Source organism: Pseudomonas sp. 43(2021), assembly GCF_017490805.1.
Classification (GTDB): Bacteria; Pseudomonadota; Gammaproteobacteria; order Pseudomonadales; family Pseudomonadaceae; genus Aquipseudomonas.
In genome coordinates, this window is record NZ_JAFGYJ010000011.1 from 82,303 (window position 1) to 105,302 (window position 23,000).

24 protein-coding genes and 1 riboswitch are annotated in these 23,000 nt (G+C 63.4%); of the genes, 15 read left to right on the plus strand and 9 right to left on the minus strand.

Annotated features, from left to right (window positions below; all coding sequences use genetic code 11):
* Positions 1-15: 15 nt before the first annotated feature.
* Entirely contained in the window at positions 16-1,002 is a 987-nt protein-coding gene (locus J5M71_RS12025; protein WP_063911231.1) for an NAD(P)/FAD-dependent oxidoreductase, read from the minus strand.
* A 187-nt stretch (positions 1,003-1,189) separates the two neighbouring features.
* On the opposite strand from J5M71_RS12025, the gene J5M71_RS12030 reads away from it, so the two are divergent.
* Together J5M71_RS12030 and hemH are read left to right on the plus strand one after the other, a co-directional pair.
* Positions 1,190-2,095 (plus strand): TIGR01777 family oxidoreductase, encoded by a 906-nt coding sequence (locus tag J5M71_RS12030; RefSeq protein ID WP_207832441.1) that lies wholly within the window; start codon positions 1,190-1,192, stop codon positions 2,093-2,095.
* A 13-nt stretch (positions 2,096-2,108) separates the two neighbouring features.
* On the plus strand, positions 2,109-3,122 hold the full coding sequence (gene hemH / locus J5M71_RS12035) for a ferrochelatase (protein WP_207832442.1): 1,014 nt from the start codon (positions 2,109-2,111) through the stop codon (positions 3,120-3,122).
* Positions 3,123-3,254: 132 nt separating this feature from the next.
* Here the strand turns inward: hemH and J5M71_RS12040 are convergent, their stop codons facing one another.
* Both J5M71_RS12040 and upp read right to left on the minus strand, forming a co-directional pair.
* Positions 3,255-4,529 carry a uracil-xanthine permease family protein gene (locus tag J5M71_RS12040; RefSeq protein ID WP_046616023.1) on the minus strand — a complete coding sequence of 425 codons (1,275 nt, stop codon included), beginning with the start codon at positions 4,527-4,529 and terminating at the stop codon, positions 3,255-3,257.
* A gap of 2 nt (positions 4,530-4,531) precedes the next feature.
* Entirely contained in the window at positions 4,532-5,170 is a 639-nt protein-coding gene (gene upp / locus J5M71_RS12045; protein WP_063911234.1) for a uracil phosphoribosyltransferase, read from the minus strand.
* A 160-nt stretch (positions 5,171-5,330) separates the two neighbouring features.
* Here upp and J5M71_RS12050 point away from each other — a divergent pair, with 160 nt between their 5' ends.
* The 4 genes from J5M71_RS12050 to J5M71_RS12065 all read left to right on the plus strand — a co-directional run bounded on the left by J5M71_RS12050 (position 5,331) and on the right by J5M71_RS12065 (position 7,271).
* Positions 5,331-5,888, plus strand: coding sequence for a hypoxanthine-guanine phosphoribosyltransferase (locus J5M71_RS12050; protein ID WP_003256346.1), 558 nt, complete (start codon positions 5,331-5,333; stop codon positions 5,886-5,888).
* Positions 5,889-5,890: 2 nt separating this feature from the next.
* Positions 5,891-6,364 carry a WbuC family cupin fold metalloprotein gene (locus J5M71_RS12055; RefSeq protein WP_207832444.1) on the plus strand — a complete coding sequence of 158 codons (474 nt, stop codon included), beginning with the start codon at positions 5,891-5,893 and terminating at the stop codon, positions 6,362-6,364.
* A gap of 77 nt (positions 6,365-6,441) precedes the next feature.
* Positions 6,442-6,912: a hypothetical protein gene (locus J5M71_RS12060; protein WP_013970925.1), complete on the plus strand. Its 471-nt coding sequence runs from the start codon at positions 6,442-6,444 to the stop codon at positions 6,910-6,912.
* Between the two features lie 68 nt (positions 6,913-6,980).
* Complete coding sequence (locus tag J5M71_RS12065) at positions 6,981-7,271, plus strand: PA4642 family protein (protein WP_063911237.1); 291 nt, start codon at positions 6,981-6,983, stop codon at positions 7,269-7,271.
* Between the two features lie 174 nt (positions 7,272-7,445).
* On the opposite strand, the gene mqo is transcribed toward J5M71_RS12065, so the two are convergent.
* Together mqo and J5M71_RS12075 are read right to left on the minus strand one after the other, a co-directional pair.
* Entirely contained in the window at positions 7,446-8,954 is a 1,509-nt protein-coding gene (gene mqo, locus J5M71_RS12070; RefSeq protein WP_063911238.1) for a malate dehydrogenase (quinone), read from the minus strand.
* Positions 8,955-9,554: 600 nt separating this feature from the next.
* On the minus strand, positions 9,555-9,788 hold the full coding sequence (locus J5M71_RS12075; protein ID WP_063911239.1) for a hypothetical protein: 234 nt from the start codon (positions 9,786-9,788) through the stop codon (positions 9,555-9,557).
* A 145-nt stretch (positions 9,789-9,933) separates the two neighbouring features.
* Between J5M71_RS12075 and J5M71_RS12080 the strand changes: the two genes are divergently transcribed.
* Positions 9,934-10,518, plus strand: coding sequence for a YajG family lipoprotein (locus J5M71_RS12080; protein WP_013970929.1), 585 nt, complete (start codon positions 9,934-9,936; stop codon positions 10,516-10,518).
* 280 nt (positions 10,519-10,798) lie between these two features.
* Positions 10,799-11,059, plus strand: a complete 261-nt coding sequence (locus J5M71_RS12085) for a hypothetical protein (protein WP_207832446.1) — start codon at positions 10,799-10,801, stop codon at positions 11,057-11,059.
* Positions 11,060-11,093: 34 nt separating this feature from the next.
* On the opposite strand, the gene J5M71_RS12090 is transcribed toward J5M71_RS12085, so the two are convergent.
* A complete protein-coding gene (locus J5M71_RS12090; RefSeq protein ID WP_024086266.1) occupies positions 11,094-12,260 on the minus strand; it encodes a 1-acyl-sn-glycerol-3-phosphate acyltransferase in 1,167 nt (388 codons plus the stop codon).
* A 125-nt stretch (positions 12,261-12,385) separates the two neighbouring features.
* On the opposite strand from J5M71_RS12090, the gene J5M71_RS12095 reads away from it, so the two are divergent.
* The 4 genes from J5M71_RS12095 (at position 12,386) to J5M71_RS12110 (ending at position 14,482) form a co-directional block, all read left to right on the plus strand.
* Positions 12,386-12,571: a CPXCG motif-containing cysteine-rich protein gene (locus tag J5M71_RS12095; RefSeq protein ID WP_063911241.1), complete on the plus strand. Its 186-nt coding sequence runs from the start codon at positions 12,386-12,388 to the stop codon at positions 12,569-12,571.
* Positions 12,571-12,831 (plus strand): DUF2007 domain-containing protein, encoded by a 261-nt coding sequence (locus J5M71_RS12100; RefSeq protein ID WP_133970277.1) that lies wholly within the window; start codon positions 12,571-12,573, stop codon positions 12,829-12,831. The genes J5M71_RS12095 and J5M71_RS12100 overlap by 1 nt, the downstream gene beginning before the upstream one ends.
* A 15-nt stretch (positions 12,832-12,846) precedes the next feature.
* Positions 12,847-13,467 (plus strand): SOS response-associated peptidase, encoded by a 621-nt coding sequence (locus J5M71_RS12105; RefSeq protein ID WP_207832449.1) that lies wholly within the window; start codon positions 12,847-12,849, stop codon positions 13,465-13,467.
* A gap of 199 nt (positions 13,468-13,666) precedes the next feature.
* Positions 13,667-14,482 (plus strand): M48 family metallopeptidase, encoded by an 816-nt coding sequence (locus J5M71_RS12110; protein ID WP_207832451.1) that lies wholly within the window; start codon positions 13,667-13,669, stop codon positions 14,480-14,482.
* A 36-nt stretch (positions 14,483-14,518) separates the two neighbouring features.
* Here J5M71_RS12110 and J5M71_RS12115 read toward each other — a convergent pair whose 3' ends face one another.
* The 3 genes from J5M71_RS12115 to J5M71_RS12125 all read right to left on the minus strand — a co-directional run bounded on the left by J5M71_RS12115 (position 14,519) and on the right by J5M71_RS12125 (position 17,388).
* On the minus strand, positions 14,519-15,103 hold the full coding sequence (locus J5M71_RS12115; RefSeq protein WP_207832452.1) for a TMEM165/GDT1 family protein: 585 nt from the start codon (positions 15,101-15,103) through the stop codon (positions 14,519-14,521).
* 88 nt (positions 15,104-15,191) lie between these two features.
* Positions 15,192-15,331: riboswitch (yybP-ykoY riboswitch) on the minus strand.
* A gap of 39 nt (positions 15,332-15,370) precedes the next feature.
* Positions 15,371-16,369 carry a class I SAM-dependent methyltransferase gene (locus J5M71_RS12120; protein ID WP_207832454.1) on the minus strand — a complete coding sequence of 333 codons (999 nt, stop codon included), beginning with the start codon at positions 16,367-16,369 and terminating at the stop codon, positions 15,371-15,373.
* A gap of 53 nt (positions 16,370-16,422) precedes the next feature.
* Entirely contained in the window at positions 16,423-17,388 is a 966-nt protein-coding gene (locus tag J5M71_RS12125) for a 2-hydroxyacid dehydrogenase (protein ID WP_063911246.1), read from the minus strand.
* Between the two features lie 312 nt (positions 17,389-17,700).
* Between J5M71_RS12125 and J5M71_RS12130 the strand changes: the two genes are divergently transcribed.
* The 3 genes from J5M71_RS12130 (at position 17,701) to J5M71_RS12140 (ending at position 22,989) form a co-directional block, all read left to right on the plus strand.
* Entirely contained in the window at positions 17,701-19,383 is a 1,683-nt protein-coding gene (locus tag J5M71_RS12130) for a fatty acid--CoA ligase (protein ID WP_207832456.1), read from the plus strand.
* A gap of 332 nt (positions 19,384-19,715) precedes the next feature.
* Entirely contained in the window at positions 19,716-21,599 is a 1,884-nt protein-coding gene (locus J5M71_RS12135) for a DUF1302 domain-containing protein (protein WP_207832458.1), read from the plus strand.
* Between the two features lie 25 nt (positions 21,600-21,624).
* Positions 21,625-22,989 carry a DUF1329 domain-containing protein gene (locus J5M71_RS12140; RefSeq protein WP_207832460.1) on the plus strand — a complete coding sequence of 455 codons (1,365 nt, stop codon included), beginning with the start codon at positions 21,625-21,627 and terminating at the stop codon, positions 22,987-22,989.
* The last annotated feature ends 11 nt before the right edge of the window (positions 22,990-23,000 follow it).

Below are 23,000 nucleotides of genomic sequence, written 5' to 3' on the forward strand. Positions count from 1 at the left end.
TTGTATAGCTCTACATCATTCGAGGTGTTCGAGCAGCCGGCGCGCAGCTTCCTGGCCGCTGAGCCAGGCGCCCTCGACCCGCCCGGACAGGCACCAGTCGCCGCAGGCGTACAAGCCTTGGTCTGCATCGGCCAGCGCGCCCCATTCATGGTTGCTGCTCGGGCGGGCATACAGCCAGCGGTGGGCCAAGGCAAAAGTAGGTGGCGGCACCACGCAGCCGACCAGTTCGGCGAACTCGCCCCTCAGCTGTTCGATCACCTCTTCCTTGGGCAGGTCGATGTGTTGCCGGCTCCAGTTCGAGGTAGCGTGCAGTACCCAGGTGTCGAACTTCTCGTCACGCCCGGGTTTGCTACGGTTGCGCGCCAGCCACTCGAGCGGGTTGTCCTGCACGAAGCAGCCTTGCATCGGCGTGTCCAGCGGGGTCTGGAAGGCCAGGGCGACGGCCCAGGTGGGCTCCATCTGCACGCCGGCGGCCACGGCGGCGAGCTTGGGGGTGGAGGCCAGCAGCGGGGTGGCCTGCGGTGCCGGCACGGCGATCACCACGCGGCTGTAGGGGCCGTGGCTGCAGCCTTCGGTGTCCTGCAGGTGCCAGTATTGCTTGCCGCGGAACACCTCGGCGATGCGGCAGCCGAAGTTGACCGTCACGTCCTTGAGCAGGCCGCGGGTGATTGCACTCATGCGCGGCACACCCACCCAGCGCGTCTGCTCGTCGGGGGAGGGGGTGAGCTCACCATCGCGGTAGTTGTACAGCTGCGGTTTCCATTGTTCGGCCCAACCGGCGGCGACCCACTGCTGCACCTGCTCGACGAAGCGCCGGTCACGGGCGGTGAAGTACTGGGCACCCAGGTCCAGCGCGCCGACTTCGCTGCGCTTGCTGGCCATGCGCCCGCCACTGCCGTGGCCCTTGTCGAACAAATGCACGGATTGCCCGGCCTTTTGCAAGGCCTGGGCGGCTGACAAGCCGGCTATACCGGCCCCGATGATGGCGATAGGTACTGTCATGATGGCCTCTTCAAACCTTGCTGTAAGCAGACTACGCTGTCAGGTAAACCTGTACAATGCACAAAATTTGTATAAGGTTATTCCGCGTTGGCAGACAGGTTGACCTATGTTTATCCGAGAGCGTCGGGTCAAAAAAGTGCCTTGATGTTAAAAATAGACCACCGCCGCATTCTGCGAGGACACAGCCATGCATATATTGCTGACAGGTGGCACCGGGTTGATTGGCAAGCACCTGTGCCAGTACTGGCTCGGCCAGGGTCATCGCCTGACGGTGTGGAGCCGGCGACCTGAGCAGGTGCCGAAAATTTGTGGCACCGGCGTGCGTGGCATCGCCCGCCTGGAGCAACTGGAGGCGGATGATCAGTTGGACGCGGTGATCAACCTGGCCGGCGCGCCGATTGCCGACCGGCCCTGGACAGCCGCCCGGCGCAACCTGCTGTGGGCCAGCCGCGTCAGCCTCACCGAGCAGTTGCTGGCCTGGCTGGGCACCCGTGAACAGCGCCCGCAAGTGCTGATCTCCGGCTCTGCGGTGGGCTGGTACGGAGACGGTGGCGAACGCGAGCTGACCGAGGCTTCACCGCCGGTGCGCGAAGATTTCGCCAGCCAGCTGTGCATTGCCTGGGAAGAGACGGCCCTGCGTTCCCAGGCCCAGGGTATTCGCGTGGTGCTGGTGCGTACCGGGTTGGTGCTGGCCAGTGATGGCGGCTTTTTGTCGCGCCTGCGCGTGCCCTTCAAACTGGGGCTGGGCGGGCCTTTGGGCGACGGGCGGCAGTGGATGCCCTGGATCCATATAGACGACCAGGTCGCCCTGATTGATTTTCTCTTGCAGCACAAGGATGCCAGCGGTCCTTATAATGCCTGCGCCCCGGAGCCGGTGCGCAACCGCGAGTTTGCCAGGCGCCTGGGGCGCACCCTGCACCGGCCGGCGTTGCTGCCGGTGCCGGCACTGCTGCTCAAGGCCGGCCTGGGTGAGCTGTCGACGCTGCTGCTCGGCGGCCAGCGCGCGCGCCCGGTACGTTTGCTGGCGGCAGGCTTCACCTTCCGCTTCAACGATTTGCAATCGGCCCTGGACAACCTGTCCAGCCGCCTCTGACATAGGACGCTGCATGACCGATCACGCTCTGCTGCTGGTCAACCTGGGTTCCCCGGCCTCCACCTCGGTGGCCGATGTGCGCCGCTACCTCAACCAGTTCCTCATGGACCCTTACGTGATCGACCTGCCTTGGCCGGTACGGCGCCTGCTGGTGTCGCTGATCCTGGTCAAGCGCCCGGAGCAGTCGGCACACGCCTATGGCTCGATCTGGTGGGACGAGGGCTCGCCACTGGTGGTGCTGACCCGTCGCCTGCAGGCGGCGATGGTCGAGCACTGGCCCCATGGCCCGGTGGAGATTGCCATGCGCTATGGCCAGCCAGCCTTGCCCGAGGTTCTTGAGCGCCTGGTGGCCCAGGGTGTGCGCAAGGTGACCCTGGCGCCGCTGTACCCACAGTTCGCCGATAGCACGGTAACCACTGTAGTAGAGCTGGCCAGGCAGACGGTCAGTGAACGCCAGTTGCCGTTGCAGATGCGCGTGCTGCAGCCGTTCTACGAGCACCCGGACTACATCGAGGCACTGGGCGCCAGCGCCAGGCCTTACCTGGAGCAGGATTACGATCACCTGTTGCTGAGCTTCCACGGCTTGCCGGAACGGCATCTGAAAAAGCTGGACCCGACTGGCAAACATGACTTCCAGGCGGCCGATTGCTGCAAGGATGCCAGTGCCGATATGCGTGCGGTGTGTTATCGCGGGCAGTGCCTGGCCACGGCCAGGGCCTTTGCGCAGAAAATGGGCATACCCGATGGCAAATGGTCGGTGTCTTTCCAGTCGCGGCTGGGGCGGGCCAAGTGGATCGAACCCTATACCGAGGCGCGGCTGGACGAACTGGCCAAGGCCGGGGTGAAGAAGCTGCTGGTGATGTGCCCGGCGTTCGTGGCCGATTGCATCGAGACGCTGGAGGAGATCGGCATGCGCGGCAGCGAGCAGTTTGTCGAGGCGGGCGGGCAGGAGCTGGTGCTGGTGCCTTGCCTGAATGATCACCCGGAGTGGGTGAAGGTGCTGGCGGGAATGTGCGAAAAAGCCTGAGTCCAAGGTTGCCTGTTCTGGCCTCTTCGCGGGTAAACCCGCTCCCACAGGTTTTGCACAAGGCCTGAGGGCAGCGGGGTACCTGTGGGAGCGGGTTTATCCGCGAAGTGGCCGGGTCAGGCTAAAGCCGAATCAAGGCAACTGATCATCCAGTTTCTTGTGCTTCCAGCCATCATTGCCCGGCAAGATCAGGTTCAGGGCAATAGCCACGATGGCGCACAGGGCGATGCCCTTCAGGCCCCAGTCATCCGGGCCGTCACCGCTGCCGATCAGCACGCCGCCGATACCGAACACCAGGGTTACCGACACGATCACCAGGTTGCGCGCTTCGGCCAGGTCGATCTTGTGGCGGATCATGGTGTTCATGCCCACCGCCGCGATCGAGCCGAACAGCAGGCACAGGATGCCGCCCATCACCGGTACCGGGATGCTCTGCAGCAGCGCGCCGAACTTGCCGATGAAGGCCAAGGTGATGGCGAAGACCGCCGCCCAGGTCATGATCTTCGGGTTGTAGTTCTTGGTCAGCATCACCGCGCCGGTCACTTCGGCATAGGTGGTGTTGGGCGGGCCGCCGAACAGGCCGGCTGCGGTGGTGGCCAGGCCGTCACCCAGCAGGGTGCGGTGCAGGCCAGGCTTCTTCAGGTAGTCACGGCCGGTCACGCTGCCGACCGCGATAACCCCGCCGATGTGTTCGATCGCCGGTGCCAGGGCAACCGGGACGATGAACAGGATGGCCTGCCAGTTGAACGCTGGCGCGGTGAAGTTGGGCAGCTCCAGCCACGGTGCGGCGGCGATCCTGGCAGTGTCGACCACGCCAAAGGCGAAGGACAGGGCAAAGCCTACCAGCACGCCGGCAATGATCGGCACCAGACGGAAGATGCCCTTGCCGAACACGGCGACGATCAGCGTGGTCAGCAGGGCCGGCATCGAGATCATCATGGCGGTCTTGTACGGCAGCAGCACGCTGCCGTCACCGGCCTTGCCCATCGCCATGTTGGCGGCGATCGGCGCCATGGCCAGGCCGATGGAGATGATCACCGGGCCGATCACCACCGGTGGCAGCATGCGGTCGATGAAACCGGTGCCTTTGATTTTCACCATCAGGCCCATGAAGGTGTACACGAAGCCTGCGGCCATCACGCCGCCCATGGTCTCGGCCAGGCCGAACTGGCCCTTGGCGAGGATGATCGGGGTGATGAAGGCAAAGCTCGAGGCCAGGAACACCGGTACCTGGCGGCCGGTGACCAGCTGGAACAGCAGGGTGCCGATGCCGGCGGTGAACAGCGCGACGTTCGGGTCGAGGCCGGTGATCAGTGGCATCAGCACCAGCGCGCCGAATGCCACGAAGAGCATCTGCGCGCCCGAAACGACCTGGCGCCAGAGCGGGTCGTTGAAGCCGTCCTGCATGGTCAGGCGTCCTTTTGCTTGGTGCCGAAGATCTTGTCACCGGCGTCGCCCAGGCCCGGCACGATGTAGCCGTGTTCGTTCAGGCGCTGGTCGATCGAAGCGGTGTAGATCTGCACGTCCGGGTGGGCTTTTTCCACCGCTTCGATGCCTTCAGGCGCGGCGACCAGGACCATGGCGCGGATCTCCTTGCAGCCGGCCTTCTTCAGCAGGTCGATGGTGGCGACCATCGAACCGCCGGTGGCCAGCATCGGGTCGATGATCAGGGCCAGGCGCTGGTTGATGTCCGGTGCGAGCTTTTCCAGGTAGGTGTGGGCTTCGAGGGTTTCCTCGTTGCGGGCAACGCCGACGGCGCTGACCTTGGCTCCCGGGATCAGGCTGAGCACGCCATCGAGCATGCCGATACCGGCGCGCAGGATCGGCACCACGGTAATCTTCTTGCCGGCGATTTTTTCAACCTGCACCTTGCCGCACCAGCCGTCGATCTCGTAGGTTTCGAGCGGCAGGTCCTGGGTGGCTTCGTAGGTCAGGAGCGCGCCGACTTCCTGGGCAAGTTCGCGAAAATTCTTGGTGCTGATATCGGCACGGCGCATCAGGCCGAGCTTGTGGCGGATCAGCGGATGGCGGATCTCACGAGTGGGCATAGGGGGGCTCCGAAAGGCGGGCAAAAAAACCGCGCTAGATTAATCTATTCAGCCTGTGCTGTCGTCTGGTCATTCTGGACGTTAGTCCATAAATGCTTGATCTGTGACGAGCGGATGCGTACCTTTGCCCGCTTTTCCAAAATGCCCCCCGGAGAGCGCCATGTCCGCCGATCTCGAGCATATCCGTCAAGTCATGCGTGAAGCTGACTGCCTGTACACCGAAGCCGAAGTCGAAGCGGCCATCGCCAAAGTCGGCGAGCAGATCTGCAAAGACCTGCACGACAAGAACCCGGTGGTGTTCTGCGTGATGAACGGCGGCCTGATCTTCTCCGGCAAACTGCTGACCCACCTGCAGTTCCCGCTGGAAGCCAGCTATCTGCACGCCACCCGCTACCGCAACCAGACCAGTGGCGGCGAGCTGTTCTGGAAGGCCAAGCCGGAAGTGTCGTTCATCGACCGTGACGTGCTGATCGTCGACGACATCCTCGACGAAGGCCACACCCTCAGCGCCATCATCGAGTTCTGCAAGCATGCCGGCGCGCGCTCGGTGCACACGGCGGTACTGATCGACAAGGACCATGACCGCAAGGCCAGCCCGGAGCTCAAGGCCAACTACGTGGGCCTGCCCTGCGTCGACCGCTACATCTTCGGTTACGGCATGGACTACAAAGGCTACTGGCGCAACGCCAACGGCATCTTCGCCGTCAAGGGGTTGTGATCATGCGCCAGCCTGCGTTCATCGACCAATCGCTGTTCGCCGGGCTGGCCGCACAGGCCGCCGCCAACCCGCGCGGGCGGCAGCATCACACCTTCCATGAGATGGAAGAACCCTGCCACCGCATGGCGGTCGGCCTGCAGCCGGGCACCTACATCCCGCCGCACCGCCACCTGAGCGCCGACAAGGCCGAAACGCTGATTGCACTCAAGGGGCGCTTCGGTCTGTTGCTTTTCGATGAGCAGGGGGCGGTGACCGACAAGCGGGTGCTGCAGGCAGGCGGCAATTGCCTGGGGGTGGACCTGGCCCCCGGCATTTACCATGGGCTGGTGGTGCTGGAGCCGGACAGCATCCTGTTCGAGTGCAAGGCTGGGCCATACCGGCCGGTGGGCGAGGGTGAGCATGCGCACTGGGCACCGCGCGAAGGAGAAGAGGGCGTGGCCGAGTACCAGGCCTGGATGCTCGCGCAGTTCGATTGATGTTGCCTGCATCGGCCTCATCGCCGGCAAGCCCAGACACAGCATGCTAGAGTGCTCCTTCATTCAAGGAGCCTCACATGCGTGCGTTTCTTCCCCTCCTGCTGGCGGTCAGCCTGCCACTCGCCGCCGCACCGCTGCACAGCCAGTTCCTGCCACCTGACGACCAGTCCCTGCGCCAGGAAGCGCCGACCGGCCAGCAATTGCTGCAAGTGACCGACTACTCGGTGGTCGTGGGCACCCAGCGCCAGTCCGACCAGCAGCCGATCCCGATCACCTCGTCGTTGCAGGTGCGCCTCAAAGGCAAGCCGCTAAGCAAGGGTGCGACCATCGCCCAGGTGCTGCTGACCTTCGACGGTGAGGCTGCCAAGAGCTTGAAGAAGCCTGTGTACGACGAGAAAACCCGCACCCTGAGCCTGAATTACCCGCTCAGCGACTACCGGGTGATCATGGACCTGCTGCGCAACGAGACGCTGTATGTGCAGTTTCTCACGTACGGCAACGGCCACGTCTGGGCCGACCTGCACACCGGTACCGTACGTACGCGTTGAGGCGCCCGGCCTGCGGGGGGTACACTGCCGGCCTTCGAAATTTCGTGATGGTCCAGTTGGAGTCGGCAATGCGTAAAGACAAGAAACAGGTAATCGGTGACGAGATCAGCGACGACTACATCAAGACGTTCCTTCAGTTCGAGCCTGCCGATGGCGTGACCTCGCCGTCGCTGCACAAGCTGGTCAAGGCCTACCGTGGCCTGCGCATCGACGATTTCGAGCGTTTTGTCGGCTTCTTCGTCGAGGCCGGGCTGGACCTGGATGGCAAGGACGAACACGGCAAGACCTTTGTCGAACAGATTGCCGACCAGCGCAATGCGGCGGATTACATCGAGATCATCGCCAAGGCCCGTGGTTGATTTGTAAACCTGCTCCGGCCTCTTCGCGGGTAAACCCGCTCCCACAGGTACAGCGCAGCCCTAAGCTGTGGTGCTGTCCTTGTGGGAGCGGGTTTACCCGCGAAAGGGCAGGAACAGGCTGACATCCAGGCACAAAAAAACGCCCCGAGGGGCGTTTTTTCGTTACCGGGCGAATCAGGCGTAGTGCTTGGCTGCCGGGCTGCTTTCCACCAGTTCCAGTGCCACGTCGTTGTCGGCACTGATCTTGTGGTACAGGGCGGCATCGGTCGCCAAGGTCTTCTCGCGAGCCGGGAAGATTTCCTTGAGCTTGGCAGCCCAGGCACCTTTGGCCTGCTCGGGGAAGCAGCGTTCGATCAGTTCCAGCATGATCGACACGGTGACCGAAGCACCCGGCGATGCGCCGAGCAGTGCAGCCAGGCTGCCGTCCTGGGCCGAAACCAGCTCGGTACCGAACTGCAGCACGCCGCCTTTCTTCGGGTCTTTCTTGATGATCTGCACACGCTGACCAGCCACTTCCAGGCGCCAGTCTTCGGCCTTGGCCTGTGGGTAGAAGCGACGCAGGGCTTCCAGGCGCTGCTCCATCGACTGCATCACTTCGCTGACCAGGTACTTGGTCAGGTCCATGTTGTCACGGGCCACGGCCAGCATCGGGCCGATGTTGCCCATGCGCACCGACAGCGGCAGGTCCATCAGCGAGCCGTGCTTGAGGAACTTGGTGGTGAAGCCGGCATAGGGGCCGAACAGCAGCGATTTCTTGCCATCGACCACGCGGGTATCCAGGTGCGGTACCGACATCGGCGGGGCGCCAACTGCGGCCTGGCTGTAGACCTTGGCCTGGTGCTGCTTGACGATTTCCGGGTTGTCGCAACGCAGCCACTGGCCGCTGACCGGGAAGCCGCCGAAGCCTTTGCTTTCCGGGATGCCCGACAGCTGCAGCAGCGGCAGGGCTGCGCCACCGGCGCCGAGGAAGACGAAGCGGGCGTCCACTTCACGGCTGCCGCCGCTGTTGACGTCCTTGATGCTCACGGTCCAGCCCTTGCCGTTACGGCGCAGGCCGACGACCTTCTTGCTGTACTTCACCTGGGCGTCCTGCGAGTCGCCCAGCAGCTTCAGCAGCTTGTTGGTCAGGGCGCCGAAGTTGACGTCGGTGCCCTTGAGCACGCGGGTGGCGGCGATGTGCTGGTCGGCCGGGCGGCCTGGCATCATCAGCGGCATCCAGTCGTTCATCACGGCCTTGTCTTCGGTGTATTCCATATCGGCGAAGGCATGGTGCTGCTTGAGCAGCTCATAGCGCTTCTTGAGGAAGGAAACACCCTTGTCACCCTCGACGTAGCTCAGGTGCGGGACAGGGTTGATGAAGGCACGCGCCGAGCCGAAGTTGCCCTTCTTGCTCAGGTAGGCCCAGAACTGGCGCGAAACCTCGAACTGGGTGTTGATGTGCACGGCCTTCTTGATGTCGATGCTGCCATCGGCGGCCTGGGGCGTGTAGTTAAGCTCGCACAGGCCGGCGTGGCCGGTGCCTGCGTTGTTCCAGGGGTTGGAGCTTTCCGCGGCTCCGGAGTCCATCGCCTCCACGACCTCAAGCTTCAGGGTCGGGTCGAGCTCCTTGAGCAGTACGGCCAGGGTGGCACTCATGATGCCCGCGCCTACCAGTACCACATCAACCGATTCGTTCTGCGCCATTTAACGCGTCTCCACAATCTACAGCTACCTAATTGACAGCATAGGACCTGGGTTTGCCAGGTTCGCCATGTCCGACTTTTCGCAGTTCTTGCAACTTCCGCGGACACCGCCAATCAGTCTTCGGGTTCAGGTATTGAACGCGGCTTGCCACGGGTGCGGCAATTCGACTTATGGTCAAGGTGTCGTGCGTGCGTTATGGAACGGCTCAGACACTCATACGGGATGAGCGCATTTGCCGCCTGTTCAGGGCTGTTCGGGACACATCTGCCGCTTTTGCACATGCCAGACTGTTCATTTGCTCGCCACACTCTTGTGAAGTTGTGAAAACCGTTTTTTCACGCTCTTTTGGAGACGTGAACCTCAAAAGGGGACTGCGCGATGGCAACCCGCAGGTTCATGCAGTGTGAAGGGCCGGAAAAGCAGGCACGACAGCCGATGCAAGACCTGAGTGGAAGGCTCTCTGTGGGCGAAGCGTTGAAGTTGCCGGGGTCAATCGGCGAGTGCGGGGCCCGATCAGGAGACGTCCTTATAATCGGGGGGAGATTATAGCGATGTCGCGGGCAGAAATGTCGCCATTCGTGGTTTTTATTGCAGCGTTTGTCAGGCCGCGAGGATGCGCTGGTGCCAGCGGCGGCTTGCGCGGGCGCAAACCCGGGCGCTGGCGGGCAGTTCGCGGCCCAGCCAGGCAAGCTGGATTTCGCCGACCTGGACCCAGCCGCTGCCGCTGGGCGCCTGGCTGCATTGCTTGAAGGCCAGGCATTTGCCGTCGGCGTCGAGGCGGGCATAGGCGTTGTGGCGCGGGCGTTGGAAGAGCAGGGTCCAGAGCGAGGCCATGGCGACGAGTCCTTTGCGTTAGGGCTTGGCGCAAGGATAAGGGCGTGGCGATGAAACGATTGTGACAAGCGGGTCGGACCGATGACTGGTCGATGCGTGGCTAGGTATACTGTGGGCCTTCGCCGCTTTTTCTGGAGTAACGCGCATGTTGCAACGTCTGTTGTTCGGTTTGATCGCCGTGGCCAGCCTCAGCCTGGTCGGTTGTGCCCACAGCCCGCAACAACTCAACCCGCAACCCACGCTCAAGGCCCAGCTCGCCCCGGTCGGCCATGGCCAGCCGGTCGTGGTCCGGGTGGTTGACGGGCGGGCTTCGCAGTCCCTGGGCACTCGCGGTGGCATGTATCCCGAGACCAGCACCATCAGCGTCAGCGGTAACGACATCGTGCCCAAGCTGCAGGCCCAGGCCGAAGCCGCCGTGCGCCTGCTCGGCTTCACCCCGACGCCGAACGCCTACAACGCACCGCAGCTGACCGTGACCCTGGCCGAGCTGAAGTACCAGTCGCCGAAAGACAACCTGTACGTGACCGAGGCTACCATCGGCGCCACCTTCCGTGCCGACGTGTCCAATGGCGGCCGCCGCTACAGTGGTCGTTATGGCGCTTCGCTGGACCAGCGTTTCGGCATGGCGCCGAACCAGGAAACCAACACCCAGCTGGTGGGCGATGTGCTGAGCGATGCCCTGACCCGCATGTTCAAGGACCCGACCATCGGGCAGGTGCTGGGGCAGTAAGCCTTCATCAGGTAAAACTAAACCCGCTGCCTGTGATCCGGGCAGCGGGTTTTTTGTTGTCTGTACCGGCCCTTTCGCGGGCACGCCCGCTCCTACAGGGATATCACTGGACCTGAACATAGTGATGTTCCTGTGGGAGCGGGCGTGCCCGCGAAGAGACCGGCAAATCCTCATGCCATGCCAGATGAAACTTGATGACACTTTGTCGCCTGGGCCGGGCGTCAGGTAGCGACTTGGGTAAAATGCAGGCCTTTGCCGTCGCTCATACCGAGGTTGCGTGATGTCCTTGCAAGTACTCTGGGGGTTCCTGGCCGCCCACCCGATCAAGCTGATCAATCTGCTGGCGCTGCTGCTGACCTGCCCGGGCGGGTGGTTGCTGCACAGTGCACGGCGGCGCGAGGCCGAAACCCGCGAATACATGACAATGTGCGAGGGGGTAGTGGACGCATTCGACCTTCGGGTGCCGCGCTATTTCTACATTCTCGGTTTTTCGTGCCTGGCGATGGCGTTGCTGTTGTCCTGGTTCAGTACCTGGGTCTGAAAGCCTGGGGCTGCAAAGCAGCCCCGGCATTCGTTCAGGCAACCGGCGCCTGCTGCCTGACCTGGTACTGGTTACGCACCGGCGTCGCATACTGCAGCACCAGGTACGGCCGCTGCTCCTCAGGGCAGGCATCCAGGCGGCGTTGCCATTCCTCCTTGGCCCGGGCCAGCTCATCAGCCGGGAACACCTTCTCGGCGCTGGGCACCTGCAGCGCCTCATCCTTGCCATCCCACATCGCATAGGCCAGGTAGTGCACCGGGAACAGCCGGTAGCCACCGAGGATCTGCCGGTCGATTTCCGCTGCCAGCTGCTTGGTGTCCTCGTGGTACTCGGTCACCGGCGGGGCGAAGTTGATGTGCACCCGGCCCTTGTAGCCGGTAATGCCCTTGGCGATGCTGTTGTCGTCCTCGCCCGGCGCCTTCTTGTAGGTACCGGTGGTGGCGCGGATGTACAGCTCGCGGGCCTTGGCCTGGTCGCACGGGTCGTATTCGTAGCTGATCGACACCGGCGTCAGGTTCAGGCTCTGGATCACCGCGCCGAACGGCTCGTCCTTGCGGCTCATGTGGAACATCTTGAGGATTGCCGAATCGGTGCGGTCGTCACCGTCCTTGGCCCGGCCTTCGGCCTGGGCGATCCAGATCGACGTGGCGTCGTTGCGGATCGAGTGGTTGATGTAGGCCGAGAGCAGCTGGTAGGCCGCCAGCTTCTCGCGGCGCCCACTGATCGAGCGGTGCACGATGAAGCTCTTGTTCAGGCGCATCATGTCGCTGACAAACGGCTTTTGCAGCAGGTTGTCGCCAATGGCGATGCGCGGCGTGGGCAGGCCGGCGTGGTACACCGCATAGTTGACGAAGGCCGGGTCCATGACGATGTCACGGTGGTTGGCCAGGAACAGGTAGGCGGTACCGGCCTTGAGCTGCTCCACGCCCGAATAGGTGACGCCGTCGGTGGCGCGGTCGATGGTCTGGTCGACGTAGTACTCGACTTTGTCCTGCAAGGTCGAGACACAGGTGACGCCGGCGAACTCCTTGCGCAGGCGGCGAGCGATCAGCGGTTTGAGCAACCAGCCGAGAGCACCGGCCGCACGCGGGAAGCGGAAGTGGGTGAGGATATCGAGGAATGCCGGGTCGCTGAGCAGGCGTGCCAGAACGGCAGGGACCTCAGCGTCGTCGTACGGTCGGATGGCATCGAATTCGCCCATCATGCTCTCTTGTTGGAAACGGCTAGGGTAATAAGGTAGGGACGGGTTCCGAAAAACGGCTCGGACACACACAGGCCCTGTAAATAGACCGGCAATTATACGCATAAGTCACTGCGGAGACCTCGATGCTGGAAACCGACTTCTATGATTGCCCTTATTGTGGCGAACGTGTGGAAACCACTGTTGACCTGTCAGGTGGTGACCAGGTCTACACCGAGGACTGCCAGGTGTGCTGCCAGCCTGTGGTGTTCATTCTGCAGGTGCATGGTGACGAATGGATGCTCGAAGTCCGCCGCGAGGACGATACCTGATGCAACGCATCTACGAACCGGAAAGCCTGCTTGAGGCGGAAATGCTGGCGGGCATGCTCGCCAGCGAGGGGGTCGAGGCGCACCTGGTCGGCCGTGACCTGGTCGGTGCTGCCGGCGAGCTGCCGCTGCAGGGCCTGCTGGGGCTTGCCGTGGCTGATGAGCAGGCCGAATACGCACGGCAACTGATCGATGCGTACAATGACGCCCAGCCACTGGTTGGCGACGAACCGGAGAGTTTCCCCGGTACCTTGATCTGCTAGGTTCTGAAATCGCCCATGTGTGGACGTTACGCCCTGTTTCGCTGGCCCCAGGCCCTTGCCAGTCTGCCTGGCTTTCCCGCCGGCCAGCCACCTCAATGGAACATCTCGCCAGGCGGCACGGTGCTGATCCAGCGCCAGCTCGACGGCCAGCTGCAACTGGCCAAGGCGCGCTGGGGGCTGACCCCGGCCTGGCTCACCGACCTTTCGCGTACCCCCGCCCATGCCCGCGCCGAGACCCTGGCCGAGCAGCCGATGTTTCGTGACGCGTTTCGCCAGCGCCGCTGCCTGATGCCGGCCAACGGCTTTTACGAATGGCGTGGCAGCGTGCGCAAGCGCCCGTACTGGCTGACCCCGGGGGAGGGCGCGTCGCTGTACTTCGCTGCCGTGTGGGAGGCCTATCCGGTGCAGGATCAGGTGTGGCTCAGTTGCGCAGTGGTGACCCAGGCGGCGATGAACCAGCGTCGGCCGCTGATACTGGACGAGGCAGGGCAGGCGGCCTGGCTTGACCCGGACACGCCGCTGACCCGCCTGCATGAATTGCTGGCCAGCCCGTCGGCGACGTTGCGCGAGCGGGCCCTGGCGCATTTCGTCAATGACCCGAAGCTAGATGCACCGGAGTGCCTGACCCCGGCTTGATGGGTTGCCTGTACCGGCCTCTTCGCGGGCGCGCCCGCTCCCACAGGTATTACACTGACCTTAGGCTGACGGCATTCCCTGTGGGAGCGGGCATGCCCGCGAAGAGGCCAGTGCAGGCGAAGAAAATCTTCCGTGCGGCTATGGCGGCCCACCGACGAGTCAGCCTACGATACGGCGCATGTAAAAAGGGAGTGTTTTCATGCGTAAGTCTTTTGTCGTCAGTCTGTTGAGTGCCGGCATTCTGCTAGCCGGCTGCCAGGCGGTGAACACCACCAGCGGCGGTGCTGTCGGCGTCGAGCGCCAGCAGTACATGTTCAGCATGCTCTCGACCGATGAGGTCAACCAGATGTACGCCCAGTCGTACCAGCAGACCCTGGGCGAGGCATCGAACAAAGGCGTGCTCGACAAATCCAGCGCTGATGCCAAGCGTGTCCAGGTAATTGCCAACCGCCTGATCGCCCAGGCGCCCAAGTTCCGCCCGGATGCCGCGCAATGGAACTGGGAAGTCAACGTGATCAAGAGCGACGAGCTCAACGCCAACTGCGGCCCGGGTGGCAAGATCATCGTCTACACCGGGCTGATCGACCAGCTCAAGCTCACCGATGCGGAAATTGCGGCGGTGGTGGGCCACGAGATCGCCCATGCCTTGCGTGAGCACAGCCGCGAGGCGATGTCCAAGGCGTACGGTGTGGAAATGGCCCGCCAGGGTGCCGGCGCCCTCTTTGGCCTGGGCCAGAGCAGCATGGCCTTGGCCGACACCGTGGTGAACTACGCCATGACCCTGCCCAACAGCCGGGCCAACGAGAACGAAGCCGACCTGATCGGCCTGGAGCTCTCGGCGCGTGCCGGTTACGACCCGAATGCCGCGATCACCTTGTGGAACAAGATGAGCCAGGCTTCCGAAGGCGCACCGCCTGAGTTCATGAGCACTCACCCGGCATCCCAGAGCCGCATTGCTTCGCTGCAGGCGGCGATTCCGAAGGTGATGCCACTGTATCAGGCGGCCAGGAAGTAAGACCGTAAGGGGCCGCAGAGCGGCCCCCGTCAGCAGTCAACCCACCCAGCCACTGGCTTTCATCGCCGAGTACACGGCCACGATCGCCAGCACGAAGAACGCCGTGGCCGCCAGGCGACGGATCAGCGTCAGCGGCAGTTTGTCCGCCGCGAAGTTACCCGCCAGTACCACCGGCACGTTGGCAATCAGCATGCCCAGGGTGGTGCCGATAATGACCATGATCAGGTACGGATACTGTGCAGCCAGCATCACCGTGGCGACCTGGGTCTTGTCACCGATTTCAGCCAGGAAGAACGCGATCAGCGTGGTCAGGAACGGCCCGAAGCGGCGTGCCGGGTTCTCGTCGTCATCCATCTTGTCCGGTACCAGGGTCCACAGTGCAGTGGCGGTGAAGCTCGCAGCCAGAACCCAGTGCAGGGCCGAGTCACTGAAGAAACTACCGACCCACGCACCCACGGCACCGGCCGCGGCATGGTTGGCCAGGGTGGCGGCGATGATACCGGCGATGATCGGCCAGGGCTTGCGGAAGCGGGCAGCGAGAATGAGCGCGAGCAATTGCGTCTTGTCGCCGATTTCGGCGAGGGCAACGATGGCGGTGGGGACCAACAGAGATTCCAGCATCAGGATTCCTACGGGGGCGGGTCGACACGGCTATGACACGTACAGCCTTCCCGCCCCGGGTAAGGTGTGCGTGTCATAGGTCTTGTCAAACCCTGGATCCGTCTATGCGGATCTCGCCATGCAGGCTGGCATGGTGGGTCGCACGCGCCATGGTCTGTGGACCAAGTATGTTGACGCGTACCGGGCGAGCTGGGTGCTCGCGGGAGACTACTCCCCTAGGACGGTGCGGATTCTGCCTAGGCAGAACGCTTTCGGCAAGCGCTGTTTTTATCCGTGTGTTGCCTGGTAGATGCGGAAACCGTCCGCCTCGTCGCGTATCTGGCAGTTGCCCAGCGCCCCTTCGATCAGCGGCTGGTAGCGCAGGAAGCTGTTGGCAACCAGGCGCATTTCGCCACCTTTTCGCAGATGAACGGCCGATTTTTTCAGCAAGTTTTCCGATGCCTGGTAGTTGGTGTGCACCCCGGTGTGGAACGGCGGGTTGCTCAGTATCAGGCTCAGCCCGGTCGGCGCCGCGTCGATGCCATCGCCGCTGATCACTTCGCCTTCCAGACCATTGGCGGCCAGGGTCAGGCGGCTGGCGGCCACGGCGAAGGCATCAACGTCCAGCAGGGTCACCTGGCTTTGTGGATAACGGCGCTTGACCGTGGCGCCCAGCACCCCGGCGCCGCAGCCGAAGTCCAGTACATGGCCGCTCGGCAGGCCATCGAGGTGCTTGAGCAGCAGGGCGGTGCCGCGATCGAGGCGACCATGGCTGAACACACCGGGCAGGCTGACCACCTGCAACGGGCCATCTTCCAGGCAGAGCTCGAAGCGTTCGGCCAGGCTTTCCAGGGGTTTGGCTTCTGGCGCGTGTTCGATGGTCACCTGCCACAGCTGGCAATGGCGGGCACTGTCGAGCTTGCGCGGCTTGCCAAAGGCCTGCAGCTGCTTGGCCGCGCCTTCGATGCCACCACGTTTTTCGCCGACCAGGTACAGCTCGCGGCCGGCCAGGCGCGAGGCCAGGGCGTTGAGCAGGTAGGCGGCCAGTTCGCGGGACTTGGGCAGGAACAGCACGGCGCTGTCGAACGCCACTTCAGGGGGCTCGACTGCATAGTGGCTGCGGCCGGCGAAGCGGCTTTCGAGCATGGCCTGATCGCCCGCATGCCAGGTCCAGGCCTGGGCCTGGGGCAACTGAGCGAGCAGGCTGTCGGCGGGGGCGCCGGCGAGCAGCAGCGGCCCCTGGAACAGCTCTGCCTGGCGGAGCAACACTTCACTGCGCGGGTCCATGGACGACGCCTCCTGGAAAAAGTGGCGCAGTGTAGCAGAGCTAGGCGCCGGGCTCAGCTGACCACGCGGCGTGGCTGCCCGGCGAAGAAGGCCTGGGCATTCTCGCTGAGCTGGCCGACGATGCGCTGGCGCGACTCCACCGCACCCCAGGCGCTGTGCGGGGTGATGATCAGGCGCGGGATGCCGGGCTCCAGCAGCGGGTTGCCGTTGACCGGCGGCTCCACGCTCAGCACATCGGTAGCGGCGCCGCCCAGGTGGCCACTGCGCAGGGCGTCGGCCAGCGCTTGCTCATCGATCAGGCCGCCACGGGCGGTGTTGACTACCAGCGCGTTGGGCTTGAGCAGGGCCAGCTCGCGGGCGCCGAGCATGTGCCGGGTGTGCTCGTTCAGCGGGCAGTGCAGGGTCAGGGCGTCGACTTGCGGCAGCAGCTCGTCCAGTGGCAGCCGGTCGGCGCGATCCGGGCGGCCGGGGATCTGCCCGCTGAGCACGCGCATGCCGAAGGCTTCGGCCAGCCGCGCCACCGCGCCGCCCAGTTCACCATGGCCGAGCAAGCCAAGGGTCTTGCCTTCCAGTTCGACGATGGGGAAGTCCAGCAGGCAGAACTGGCTGGCCTTGGCCCACTGGCCGTCGGCTACCGCCTGGTTGTAGTCGCACAGGCGGGTGGCCAGGGCCAGCAGCAGGGCGAGGGTGTGTTGGGCGACGGACGGTGTGCCGTAGCCCTGGCAGTTGCACACGGTGATGCCCTGGGCGCGCGCTGCCGCCAGGTCGACATTGTTGGTGCCGGTGGCGGCCACCAGGATCAGCTTCAGTTGCGGGTTGGCGGCCAGGGTCGCGGCGTCGAGCATGACCTTGTTGCTGACCACCGCCACCGCGCCCTGCAGGCGTTCGGCGACTTGCTCCGGGCGGGTGGCGGCGAACAGCTCGAACTCGTCGAACTGCTGCTTCAGGGGCGAGAGGTCGAGATCGCCCAGGTCCAGGGACTGGTGATCGAGAAACACGGCGCGACGCGGGCTGGGCATGAAGTTCTCCGAGGCTGGGCGGAATTTCGGTGTCACGGCCATTCGCGGGTAAACCCGCTCCCACAGATATTGCACAATTGCAGAGGCTGGTGCAGTACCTGTGGGAGCGGGTTTACCCGCGAACAGGCCCTCAGCTTCACCACATGACCTGAAGCTGCCGCCGCAGTGTCTAGCTCAACCTTGCCGCCCGTCAACGCCCGCCACTCATACCTTTGCCACGCAAATCATTCCTTCGGCTGATTTAGCCGTCACATTGGCGAACTACAGTAGTTCCCAGACTTGTCCGGCCCGCTTTTCAGAAAAGGGATACCCATGTTGCAGACCCGCATCATCAAGCCCGCCGAGGGCGCCTACGCCTACCCGCTGCTGATCAAGCGCCTGCTGATGTCCGGCAGCCGCTATGAAAAGACCCGCGAAATCGTCTACCGCGACCAGTTGCGGTTGACCTACCCACAACTCAACGAACGCATCGCGCGCCTGGCCAACGTGCTGACCGAAGCCGGGGTAAAGGCCGGTGACACCGTGGCGGTGATGGACTGGGACAGCCACCGCTACCTGGAATGCATGTTCGCCATCCCGATGATCGGCGCGGTGGTGCACACCATCAACGTGCGCCTGTCGCCCGAGCAGATTCTCTACACCATGAACCACGCCGAAGACCGTGTGGTGCTGGTCAACAGCGACTTCGTCGGCCTGTACCAGGCCATCGCCGGGCAACTGACCACCGTCGACAAGACCCTGTTGCTGACCGACGGCCCGGACAAGACTGCCGAGCTGCCCAACCTGGTCGGCGAGTACGAGCAACTGCTGGCCGCCGCCAGCCCGCGCTACGACTTCCCGGACTTCGACGAGAACTCGGTGGCCACCACCTTCTACACCACCGGTACCACCGGCAACCCCAAGGGGGTGTACTTCACCCACCGGCAACTGGTGCTGCATACCCTGGCCGAAGCCTCGGTGACCGGCAGCATCGACAGCGTGCGCCTGCTGGGCAGCAACGATGTGTACATGCCCATTACCCCGATGTTCCACGTGCATGCCTGGGGCATTCCCTACGCCGCCACCATGCTCGGCATGAAGCAGGTGTACCCGGGGCGCTACGAGCCGGACATGCTGGTCAAGCTGTGGCGCGAAGAGAAGGTCACCTTCTCCCATTGCGTGCCAACCATCCTGCAGATGCTGCTCAACTGCCCGAACGCTCAAAGGCAGGACTTCGGCGGCTGGAAGATCATCATCGGCGGCAGCGCGCTCAACCGCTCGCTGTACCAGGCCGCCCTGGCGCGCGGCATCCAGTTGACCGCCGCGTATGGCATGTCCGAGACCTGCCCGCTGATTTCCGCCGCCCACCTGAACGACGAGCTGCAGGCCGGCAGCGAGGATGAGCGCATCACTTACCGCATCAAGGCCGGCGTGCCGGTACCGCTGGTCGAGGCGGCCATCGTCGACGGCGACGGCAACTTCCTGCCCGCCGACGGTGAAACCCAGGGCGAGCTGGTGCTGCGTGCGCCGTGGCTGACCTTGGGCTACTTCAAGGAGCCGGAAAAGAGCGAGGAGCTGTGGCAGGGTGGCTGGCTGCACACCGGTGATGTCGCCACGCTGGACGGTATGGGCTACATCGACATCCGTGACCGCATCAAGGATGTGATCAAGACCGGTGGCGAGTGGATTTCCTCGCTCGACCTCGAAGACCTGATCAGCCGCCATCCGGCCGTGCGCGAAGTGGCGGTAGTGGGGGTGGCCGACCCGCAGTGGGGCGAGCGCCCGTTTGCCCTGCTGGTGGTGCGCGAAGGCCAGGTCATCGACGCCAAGGCGCTGAAGGAACACCTCAAGCCGTTCGTCGAGCAAGGGCACATCAACAAGTGGGCCATTCCAAGCCAGATCGCCGTTGTTACTGAAATTCCCAAGACCAGTGTCGGCAAGCTCGACAAGAAACGCATCCGCCAGGACATCGTCCAGTGGCAGGCCAGCAACAGCGCGTTCCTTTCCACGCTGTAACCGCCATGCGGGTCGCTTACCGCAGTACGCGATCCGCATGCTAGAGCGGGTGAGCCTTGCCAAACGGCAGAAATACGCCATCCTTTAGCACTGCCAGCGCGCAACCGGGACAACATTACAGCGAGTTGGCAGCACGGAGCGCAAATCACACTTTAGAGGGATCAAGCGCCTGTGCCTTGCTGGCTATAGTCGGGGCCAGGGGATTTTCAGGAATGGGGGAAGGCGACATGCGCAAGCCGTGTCGCCGCGGGCGCAAGCCTGTACACCGGTCGCTCGGGCCGTTCTTGAAAGGACTCACTGCCATAACAAAAAAAGTACATGGAGTAGCGTCGATGAAATCTGCAAACCTGTTCTGGCGCCGGGCCAAGTTGCCCCTGGCCGTCAGCCTTGCTTCCACGCTCGCAAGTCCTGCTTTCGCTGTCAGTTTCAACATTGGTGAAATCGAAGGCCAGTTCGACTCGTCGCTCTCCATCGGCGCCAGCTGGTCGACGGCCAACCCCAACAAGAACCTGATCGGGGTGAACAACGGCGGCAAGGGCCTGTCGCAGACATCCGACGATGGCCACCTGAACTTCAAGAAGGGCGAAACCTTCTCCAAGATCTTCAAGGGCATCCATGACCTGGAGCTCAAGTACGGCGATACCGGCGTGTTCGTTCGTGGCAAGTACTGGTATGACTTCGAACTGAAGGACGAAGGCCGCGAGTTCAAGGACATCAGCGACTCCAACCGCAAGGAAGGCGCCAAATCGTCCGGTGCCGAGCTGCTCGACGCATTCGTCTACCACAATTACGCCATCGGCGATCAGCCTGGCTCGGTGCGCCTGGGCAAGCAGGTGGTGAGCTGGGGTGAAAGTACCTTCATCGGTGGCGGCATCAACTCGATCAACCCGATCGACGTGTCGGCGTTCCGCCGCCCGGGGGCCGAGATCAAGGAAGGCCTGATTCCGGTCAACATGTTCTACGTTTCGCAGAGCCTGACCGACAACCTGTCGGCCGAGGCCTTCTACCAGATCGAATGGGACCAGACTGTCGTCGACAACTGCGGCACCTTCTTCTCCCAGCCGGACATTATTGCCGATGGCTGTACCGATAACCTGCGTGTGCTCAACAGCAGCCGGGCATTGTCGCCCCAGGCGCTCGCCGGCCTGTCGGCTTTTGGCGTGGACGTCAACAGCGAGGGCGTCAAGGTACGCCGAGGTGCCGACCGCGATGCCCGTGATAGCGGCCAGTTCGGGGTGGCGTTCCGCTACATGTTCGAGCCGCTGGATACTGAGTTTGGCGCCTACTTCATGAACTACCACAGCCGGGCACCGATCTTCAGTGCTACCGGGGCGCCGCAGGGGCTGTTCAATCTGGTGAACAACCCACTTGCGCCACCAGCGGTGCGTGCGTTAGCGCCTTTGATCATCGCGGGCAACTCCGAGTACTTCGTCGAGTATCCGGAAGACATTCGCCTGTATGGCCTGAGCTTCTCCACCACGTTGCCCACCGGCACGGCCTGGAGCGGCGAGCTCAGCTACCGCCCCAATGCTCCGGTGCAGCTCAACACTACGGACATTCTGTTTGCAGGGGTAACACCGATCGATCGAGCCCCCTTCAATAACGCTTCGGTGTTGACCGGCACGCCCGGGCAGGACCTGCATGGCTACCGGCGCAAGGAAATCACCCAGTTCCAGACCACCTTTACCCACTTCTTCGACCAGGTCATGGGGGCCAGTCGCCTCACCGTGGTCGGTGAAGTCGGTGTCACCCATGTGGGCGGACTGGAAAGCACCAGCAAGGCGCGTTACGGGCGTGATCCGGTCTACGGTCCCGGCCCGCTGCCGAGCGGTACCTGCGCCATTCTCAACGGCAACACCATCATCGGCTCGGGGCTTGGTTCGTCGACCGCAAACCTGACCCGCAACTGCGAAAACGACGGTTTCACCACCTCGACCTCCTGGGGTTACCGCGCTCGTGCCATCTGGGACTACAACGACGTGTTCGCCGGGGTCAACCTGAAACCCAGCGTGGCCTGGTCGCATGACGTCTCCGGCTATTCGCCGGGCCCTGGCGCCAACTTCGAGGAAGGCCGCAAGGCCGTCAGCCTGGGCCTCGACGCCGAGTACCAGAACACCTACACGGCAAGCCTGTCGTACACCAACTTCTTCGATGGCAAGTACACCACCGTGGATGACCGCGACTTCGTCGCGCTCAGCTTCGGCGTGAACTTCTAAGCATTCAGATCCAGGACGACACGACATGAACAAGACCAGAAGTCTGCTGCAAGCCGGTGTGCTGGGCCTGTCCCTGCTGGCGACCAGCGTCATGGCTGCAGTATCCGCCGACGAGGCGGCCAAGCTGGGCAGTACCCTGACCCCGATGGGCGCCGAAAAGGCCGGTAACGCCGATGGCTCGATCGGCCCGTGGGAGCCGCTGTCGAAGAGTGCTGGCAGTGCCGACGCCAAGGGCTTCCTGTCCGACCCGTATGGCAGTGAAAAGCCGCTGTTCACCATCACCGCGCAGAACGCCGACCAGTACAAGGACAAGCTTTCGCCGGGCCAGCTGGCCATGCTCAAGCGCTATCCGGAAACCTTCAAGATCCCGGTGTTCAAGACCCATCGCGGTGCCACGGTACCGGCTGATGTATTCGCCGCCATCAAGGAAAACGCCACCAAGACCACCCTGGTGGAAGGCGGCAACGGCTTGAACAACTTCCGCACAGCCGTGCCGTTCCCCATCCCGAAAAGCGGCCTGGAAGTGATCTGGAACCATATCACCCGCTACCGCGGTGGCAGTGTCAGCCGCCTGGTGACCCAGGCCACGCCACAGCAGAACGGCTCCTTCAACCCAGTGTACTTCTCCGACCAGTTCGTCTTCCGCGAGCGCATGAAGGACTACGACCCGAACAACCCAGGCAATATCCTGTTCTACTTCAAGCAGGAAGTGACCGCGCCTGCACGCCTGGCCGGGACCGTGCTGCTGGTGCACGAAACCCTCGACCAGGTGAAGGAACCGCGCAAGGCGTGGATCTACAACGCCGGCCAGCGCCGCGTGCGCCAGGCACCGCAAGTGTCGTACGATGGCCCGGGTACCGCTGCCGACGGTTTGCGCACCTCGGACAACCTGGACATGTTCAACGGTGCGCCAGACCGCTATGACTGGAAGCTGGAAGGCAAGAAGGAGCTGTACATCGCCTCCAACGCCTTCAAGCTCGACGACCCCAAGCTCAAGTACACCGACATCATCAAGGCCGGGCACATCAACCAGGACCTGGCCCGTTACGAGCTGCGCCGCGTGTGGCACGTGGTCGCGACCCTCAAGCCGGGCCAGCGACACATCTATGCCAAGCGTGACTTCTACATCGACGAAGACACCTGGCAGGCCGCGGTGATCGACCAGTACGACGGCCGTGGCCAGCTGTGGCGCGTGTCCGAGGCGCATGCCCAGCCGTACTACAACGTGGAGGTGCCGTGGTACACCCTGGAGGCCATCTACGACCTGCAGTCGGGCCGTTACCTGGCCCTGGGCATGAAGAACGAAGAGAAGCGCGCCTACGACTTCGGCTTCAGCGCCAGCAAGGCTGACTTCCAGCCAGCGGCACTGCGCCAGTCGGGTATTCGCTAGATATCGCGCAA

Coding starts and splice junctions, on each gene's coding strand:
- J5M71_RS12025 (WP_063911231.1), bottom strand. CDS start 1,002: ATGACAGTACCTATCGCCATCATCGGGGCCGGTATAGCCGGCTTGTCA.
- J5M71_RS12030 (WP_207832441.1), top strand. CDS start 1,190: ATGCATATATTGCTGACAGGTGGCACCGGGTTGATTGGCAAGCACCTG.
- hemH (WP_207832442.1), top strand. CDS start 2,109: ATGACCGATCACGCTCTGCTGCTGGTCAACCTGGGTTCCCCGGCCTCC.
- J5M71_RS12040 (WP_046616023.1), bottom strand. CDS start 4,529: ATGCAGGACGGCTTCAACGACCCGCTCTGGCGCCAGGTCGTTTCGGGC.
- upp (WP_063911234.1), bottom strand. CDS start 5,170: ATGCCCACTCGTGAGATCCGCCATCCGCTGATCCGCCACAAGCTCGGC.
- J5M71_RS12050 (WP_003256346.1), top strand. CDS start 5,331: ATGTCCGCCGATCTCGAGCATATCCGTCAAGTCATGCGTGAAGCTGAC.
- J5M71_RS12055 (WP_207832444.1), top strand. CDS start 5,891: ATGCGCCAGCCTGCGTTCATCGACCAATCGCTGTTCGCCGGGCTGGCC.
- J5M71_RS12060 (WP_013970925.1), top strand. CDS start 6,442: ATGCGTGCGTTTCTTCCCCTCCTGCTGGCGGTCAGCCTGCCACTCGCC.
- J5M71_RS12065 (WP_063911237.1), top strand. CDS start 6,981: ATGCGTAAAGACAAGAAACAGGTAATCGGTGACGAGATCAGCGACGAC.
- mqo (WP_063911238.1), bottom strand. CDS start 8,954: ATGGCGCAGAACGAATCGGTTGATGTGGTACTGGTAGGCGCGGGCATC.
- J5M71_RS12075 (WP_063911239.1), bottom strand. CDS start 9,788: ATGGCCTCGCTCTGGACCCTGCTCTTCCAACGCCCGCGCCACAACGCC.
- J5M71_RS12080 (WP_013970929.1), top strand. CDS start 9,934: ATGTTGCAACGTCTGTTGTTCGGTTTGATCGCCGTGGCCAGCCTCAGC.
- J5M71_RS12085 (WP_207832446.1), top strand. CDS start 10,799: ATGTCCTTGCAAGTACTCTGGGGGTTCCTGGCCGCCCACCCGATCAAG.
- J5M71_RS12090 (WP_024086266.1), bottom strand. CDS start 12,260: ATGGGCGAATTCGATGCCATCCGACCGTACGACGACGCTGAGGTCCCT.
- J5M71_RS12095 (WP_063911241.1), top strand. CDS start 12,386: ATGCTGGAAACCGACTTCTATGATTGCCCTTATTGTGGCGAACGTGTG.
- J5M71_RS12100 (WP_133970277.1), top strand. CDS start 12,571: ATGCAACGCATCTACGAACCGGAAAGCCTGCTTGAGGCGGAAATGCTG.
- J5M71_RS12105 (WP_207832449.1), top strand. CDS start 12,847: ATGTGTGGACGTTACGCCCTGTTTCGCTGGCCCCAGGCCCTTGCCAGT.
- J5M71_RS12110 (WP_207832451.1), top strand. CDS start 13,667: ATGCGTAAGTCTTTTGTCGTCAGTCTGTTGAGTGCCGGCATTCTGCTA.
- J5M71_RS12115 (WP_207832452.1), bottom strand. CDS start 15,103: ATGCTGGAATCTCTGTTGGTCCCCACCGCCATCGTTGCCCTCGCCGAA.
- J5M71_RS12120 (WP_207832454.1), bottom strand. CDS start 16,369: ATGGACCCGCGCAGTGAAGTGTTGCTCCGCCAGGCAGAGCTGTTCCAG.
- J5M71_RS12125 (WP_063911246.1), bottom strand. CDS start 17,388: ATGCCCAGCCCGCGTCGCGCCGTGTTTCTCGATCACCAGTCCCTGGAC.
- J5M71_RS12130 (WP_207832456.1), top strand. CDS start 17,701: ATGTTGCAGACCCGCATCATCAAGCCCGCCGAGGGCGCCTACGCCTAC.
- J5M71_RS12135 (WP_207832458.1), top strand. CDS start 19,716: ATGAAATCTGCAAACCTGTTCTGGCGCCGGGCCAAGTTGCCCCTGGCC.
- J5M71_RS12140 (WP_207832460.1), top strand. CDS start 21,625: ATGAACAAGACCAGAAGTCTGCTGCAAGCCGGTGTGCTGGGCCTGTCC.